This is a genomic window from Microcystis sp. M_QC_C_20170808_M9Col, assembly GCF_007095495.1.
Classification (GTDB): domain Bacteria; phylum Cyanobacteriota; class Cyanobacteriia; order Cyanobacteriales; family Microcystaceae; genus Microcystis; species Microcystis aeruginosa.
Genome location: NZ_SFBZ01000313.1, coordinates 1 through 4,917 on the forward strand (window position 1 = coordinate 1; position 4,917 = coordinate 4,917).

General features: G+C 42.6%; 6 protein-coding genes and 2 pseudogenes. All 8 read right to left on the reverse strand.

Annotated elements, in window-relative coordinates; genetic code table 11:
• Positions 1-71: 71 nt before the first annotated feature.
• Positions 72-527 (reverse strand): DUF4145 domain-containing protein, encoded by a 456-nt coding sequence (locus EWV68_RS20025; RefSeq protein ID WP_287170831.1) that lies wholly within the window; start codon positions 525-527, stop codon positions 72-74.
• A gap of 334 nt (positions 528-861) precedes the next feature.
• Positions 862-1,275, reverse strand: a complete 414-nt coding sequence (locus EWV68_RS20030; protein WP_239698152.1) for a DUF6036 family nucleotidyltransferase — start codon at positions 1,273-1,275, stop codon at positions 862-864.
• Positions 1,262-1,441 (reverse strand): hypothetical protein, encoded by a 180-nt coding sequence (locus tag EWV68_RS20035; RefSeq protein WP_287170833.1) that lies wholly within the window; start codon positions 1,439-1,441, stop codon positions 1,262-1,264. The genes EWV68_RS20030 and EWV68_RS20035 overlap by 14 nt, the downstream gene beginning before the upstream one ends.
• A pseudogene (locus tag EWV68_RS20040) lies at positions 1,441-1,581 on the reverse strand (hypothetical protein); the annotation flags it as partial. The pseudogene EWV68_RS20040 and the gene EWV68_RS20035, both read right to left, overlap by 1 nt.
• Before the next feature lie 27 nt (positions 1,582-1,608).
• Positions 1,609-2,739: a restriction endonuclease subunit S gene (locus EWV68_RS20045; RefSeq protein ID WP_287170834.1), complete on the reverse strand. Its 1,131-nt coding sequence runs from the start codon at positions 2,737-2,739 to the stop codon at positions 1,609-1,611.
• Between the two features lie 296 nt (positions 2,740-3,035).
• Entirely contained in the window at positions 3,036-3,359 is a 324-nt protein-coding gene (locus EWV68_RS20050) for a nucleotidyltransferase domain-containing protein (RefSeq protein WP_002750888.1), read from the reverse strand.
• 3 nt (positions 3,360-3,362) lie between these two features.
• A complete protein-coding gene (locus tag EWV68_RS20055; RefSeq protein WP_287170835.1) occupies positions 3,363-4,787 on the reverse strand; it encodes an HsdM family class I SAM-dependent methyltransferase in 1,425 nt (474 codons plus the stop codon).
• A gap of 40 nt (positions 4,788-4,827) precedes the next feature.
• Positions 4,828-4,917, reverse strand: a pseudogene (locus tag EWV68_RS20060) (IS630 family transposase); the annotation flags it as partial.

Here is a 4,917-nt window from a genome sequence, read left to right on the forward strand (position 1 = left end):
TAGGGCTAATTGTGCATCTGCTGGGCAAACAAATTAGCCTGTAATTCAGAGCCGGCAATCGTTTTGACGATTTAGATAAAATTTTCAATGTGACACTTTAGGGTGCGGAATGTGGGATCGAAGCGAATATCGCCCAATTCTCGCCCATTCTGCCCATAGTAGCGCACCAGCCAGTAGGTGAGATGAAATAGTTCCTCGATCAGGTGCAGGGAGTCCCGTTCACTGATGGGGCTGCCATGGTGGGCGGCGTTGTTGCCGACTTTGTGGATGGTGCGAATTTTGCCGAAAAGTCCTGGTTTAAGGTTATCTTTAAAGGTTTGCTCGTGGATAAGAGCGCCTAGGCTATTGTCCCGGGGCGGTTGCAGGTAGGGGTCGTTTTCATAGAGCCAGCAGACCATTTGCTCTAGGACAAAACGGGTATAGAAGCAACTGGCCCGGGGGTTGCTGAAGACTAATCCCTCCGCTTGGCTGGCATGATCGTAGATTGTCGGGAATTGATCTCGCAGGAAGGAGAAGTTTGAGTCCATATTGCGCTCCCCAGTCTATAACTTTATTATACTAAATCCGTTGAGTACAGGCTAGTTATGAGGAGAGGCAAAAGGCAAGAGGCAAAAGGCAAAAGGGAATAAATAATCAGTTTTGAATAACTGGATTTAGTATTATTCCCAAAGTTTTGGCTATCTCTATCTCTCGCTAAATTTTTGGCTCTTCTGGTTTCTGTGTGGAAACGAGGTCTATACTGATAGTTTCTTCCGCAAAATAGTCCTAAAAGTCTTGCCCGATAAGCACTTCACGATTCCATAAGCAAAGATTATCACACAAAGTCGAGAAGAGCCAATTTTTTCCCACAAAGGTTGAAAATTATTCTCGATTTGACAAATTTTCCAAGTCAGCTAAATCTTGTAGTCTTCCTGACGCTTTTTTGTTTTTTTTGAGGCTTTCTAAATCAATAAAGTTAACGACTACATCATTCATCTTGATTTCTATTTTAGTTTGATAGCAGGTCATAAAATCTATGCCGTCTGGAGTGGTAATTAAGTCTATTCGACTAGGAGGATAACCTAATTGAATAATTTGGTCTGGTGTTTGGAAAGCTTCCGCAGTTAAACCTAAACTACCAAAGCCAAATTCTGTTAATGCCCTCATCAATTTTTGGGTATTTTCCGAACTCATTTCGATCCAAATGTCAATATCTTTGGTATAGCGAGGATGACCATGCACCGCTACAGCATAACCGCCAATGACCAAATATTTTACCTGATTATTGTTTAACAATTGTATAAATTATTTGAAGTCTTGGTTCAGCATTATATTTATATTGGTGGTATTGTTGGCGAATTTGTTCTAACGCTTCTAATCGTTTTTGATAGGATTGTTTTTGCCAATAGTTAAAGTCATTATTTTGCTTTTTGATGTTAACTTTGTTAATTACTTTTTCCATTATTTTACTCCAAATGTTGCCAATTTAAAAACAGCAAGTTCGGTTATTTTATTTAGGTTTTTCCCGCGTGACAGTGTGAGATGATAGGAATCTTGGTTAATTGTCCAACGGTCTTTTTTAATGGCATTTCCCACAAGATTATGGCAGTAATCCGCCGGCTGCCATGGCTACAGTTCCCCCCTAAATGCTCTTTGTAAAAGGGAATTAAAGAGATTTTCGGATTCTTTGAACATTTCAGAATTTTTCTGAATGATATCTGTCAAGTAATGGCTAACTACGGCGAACTTCTCCTGTAAATCAATTGGCGGAATGGGGATCTCAAAATTCTTCATAATTTTAGTATTGAGATTAGGTTGAGTTCCAGCAGGTGCGATCGCTCGAAAATGTTCGGTAATAGAATTCAGTAATTTCAGCAAAAATATTTGATTTATAGATTTATCTAAATCAGAAAAAGCTAACCAACCATCATGAATACACCCCGCAATTTTTAGAATTCTTGCAAATCCTAGACTCACACCGCAATTTGCAAAAATCAGAGATCCTGGTTCTAAATAGCGACTTTTCTTGACTCCATCAGGCTTAATAGCTTCAGCAGTTTTGTGAATATATATATCATCTCCCTCTGTAGCATCGCCTATCTTAATCCAAGGGATAGAACCACCTAGATAATCGTTAATTGGTCTTGGAGAACCGCCACGAACAATTGTACATAGGTTTCCTAGTTTTATCTTCTCCCACCCTTTCGGATTAGTAACAGGATCACCGAACATCTCTAGGAAAGTCGATTTTAACAACTCCTCAGTCAACCGAATTGCCTCTTTGCGCTTACGTCGCACCCCATCTGCTTTATCTAAAATTGCCGCAATTCTTCGCTGTTCTTCAAGGGGTGGGAGGGGGATTTTTATTGCTTGGATTTGCTTTACTGAGAGATGTTTAACCGTCACAAAGTTGGATTTAGCCTCTATCTGCTTGAGAGGTCTAGGTAAAAAATAAAATAGATATTGATCATCGAGATTCTTTGAAGATGCAATAACGCGACAAACTCGCTGGTTTAATAAAGCTTTTCCCCCTTTCCATCTTGCACAGTTAAACTCTCCATCCATACCTATTAAAAGATCACCATCTTCTAATAAATATTTTTCATCAAAATCTTCATCAGAGTAAGTTTCAGAATAACCAGGTACTACATCTCGTATTCGTACAAGTGGCAACCCTCTTGCCTCAGAGTTAAACAAACTAGACTTGAAAGCAAAACCCGACAATATCTCAATGTAATCTCCTAGAGTCACTGTTCTCATCCCAACATCTCCTTTAATGCGTGTAAAACCTGATCAATCTTATTTTCAAACATAAATCAAATATCTTTTCGGTGGACTAAAGCGGTGGGTTACGACGGATTGTTAGATTGACTTTAACGCCTAGATTGTTGCCGTCTAACCCACCCTACTATGAACTCTTCTCCCTTCAATGGGTAGGGTGGGTTAGCGATAGCGTAACCCACCACTCTCTTGGAATCTAAATGCCGACAAATCTTATTTCTCAGCATAAATCAAACATCCTTTCGGTTGAGCAAAACTACCAATGCAATCATTGCTCAAAGCGTAACCCCTTCGCGCCGTATATTGTCAAGAAATGGATTATCTCCGCTCTGGAACTTTGCCGCAGAGATAAAATGACGGGAAACAACCACATTATAATCAAGGCAAAGCCTAGCGATAAATTCACTCGTGCGGTCAATTTCCTGATAAGGATCCACCACACCGGAAAGAATGACCAAAAGATCGATATCAGAATCTTCCCGTCCATCTTCCCGTGCTTGGGAACCGTAAAGGACGATTTTCTGTAATTGGTTTTGATAGAGCAGATGGAAATAATCTTTTATCTCCCGCAGAATAACCTCTAGCTGTAGATTTTTCATCTCCTAATCTCCTAACATCTCCTCTAATGCGTCCAAATCCTGACGAATATCAGCCTCTAAAGCCCTTAACTTCTGTAAAATCACCTTCGGCGGCTCATAGCTCACTTCCTCGTACTCTATCTCCTTATAGCGGTTAATTGATAGATCATAAGCATTGGCTTGAATCTCCTCGCGAGGCACAAAAAACGCCTTCCCTTGGCGGTTGGTATCCTTAGCGGAGTCGCGTTGCTGCCAACAGCGCAGCAAGTCTGGGATATCATTATCGGCAATCGGTTGGCGCTTATCATCGAGAGAGAAACCATCCGCCACCATGTCATAAAACCAAACCAAGTCAGTCCCCTTTTCCCTTACCCCCAGCTTCGTAAAAATCAGGATTGCGGTAGATACCCCCGCGTAAGGTTTAAATACCCCCGACGGCATCGATATCACCCCCTCTAGCTTATGTTCTTCTACCAAGATGGTGCGGATGTCCTTATGGGCCTTGGACGAGCCAAATAGCACCCCATCCGGCACAATTACCGCACCTTTTCCCCCCGTCTTCAGCAAGCGCAAAAACAGGGCCATGAATAATAACTCGGTTTTAGTGGTGTCAATGATTTTCGATAAATCCTTGGCAATAGTGGACTTCTCCACCGAACCCTTAAACGGTGGATTAGCCAGAATCATCGTAAAACTATCCTCTACCCCAGCGTGGTCCTCCGATAGGGAATCCCGGGCCTCGATAATCGGCTGCTCGATACCGTGTAACATCAGGTTCATGCTGCCAATGCGTAACATCGTCCCATCGAAATCAAAACCGTGGAACATTTGGTTATTGAAATGCTCTAGGTTGCCGCGTTCATGGAGCAAACGTCCTCCCTCGCTGTCCTTTAACTCCCGCACATACTCGGCAGCCGCTACTAAAAAGCCTCCTGTGCCACAGGCCGGATCACAGATAACTTCCCGGGGTCCCGGCGCTAATAACTCCACCATCATTTTGATAATATGGCGCGGTGTGCGAAACTGTCCGTTAGTCCCGGCTGTACTCAGTTTTGAGAGCATATACTCGTAAAGGTCGCCCTTGGTGTCCCGATCCTCCATGGGGATTTTTTCAATTTGCTCGATTACTGTCCCCAGCAGTGCCGGAGACGCGATGAGAAACACCGCGTCCTTCATGTGTTTAGCGTAGGTGCTACCCTTAGAAAACTGTCCCAGATCTTTGATAAAGGGGAACGCTTCATCCCGGACAATCCGCAGCTTTGTCTCGGGATCATCGATATTTTTGAAGTGCGACCAACGGATATGCTGTTGGCTGGGGGTAAAGGTGGGATTTTCCAGTTTTTCGCCTAATCGTTGGGTCCTACGCTCCTTAGCCAGTTCTAGGTCATCGGAAAATTTGGGTCTGAAACCCCGCCGTTTTACGGCGGCTTTGCTGTTAAATATTAGCACATTTACGAAATATATAGTTATTTCAAATAAGAACGAGACACTAGGCGACACAATAAGTACGAATAATTTCATCAAGGGGTGTCCCCACAGGAGCATACATTCTTGCCCTCTTTAATGCACTAAAATCATG

What these genes read in the sequence shown, in the direction of transcription:
- EWV68_RS20025 (WP_287170831.1), bottom strand. Translation starts at nt 527, where the DNA reads ATGGACTCAAACTTCTCCTTCCTGCGAGATCAATTCCCGACAATCTAC.
- EWV68_RS20045 (WP_287170834.1), bottom strand. Translation starts at nt 2,739, where the DNA reads ATGAGAACAGTGACTCTAGGAGATTACATTGAGATATTGTCGGGTTTT.
- EWV68_RS20035 (WP_287170833.1), bottom strand. Translation starts at nt 1,441, where the DNA reads ATGGAAAAAGTAATTAACAAAGTTAACATCAAAAAGCAAAATAATGAC.
- EWV68_RS20050 (WP_002750888.1), bottom strand. Translation starts at nt 3,359, where the DNA reads ATGAAAAATCTACAGCTAGAGGTTATTCTGCGGGAGATAAAAGATTAT.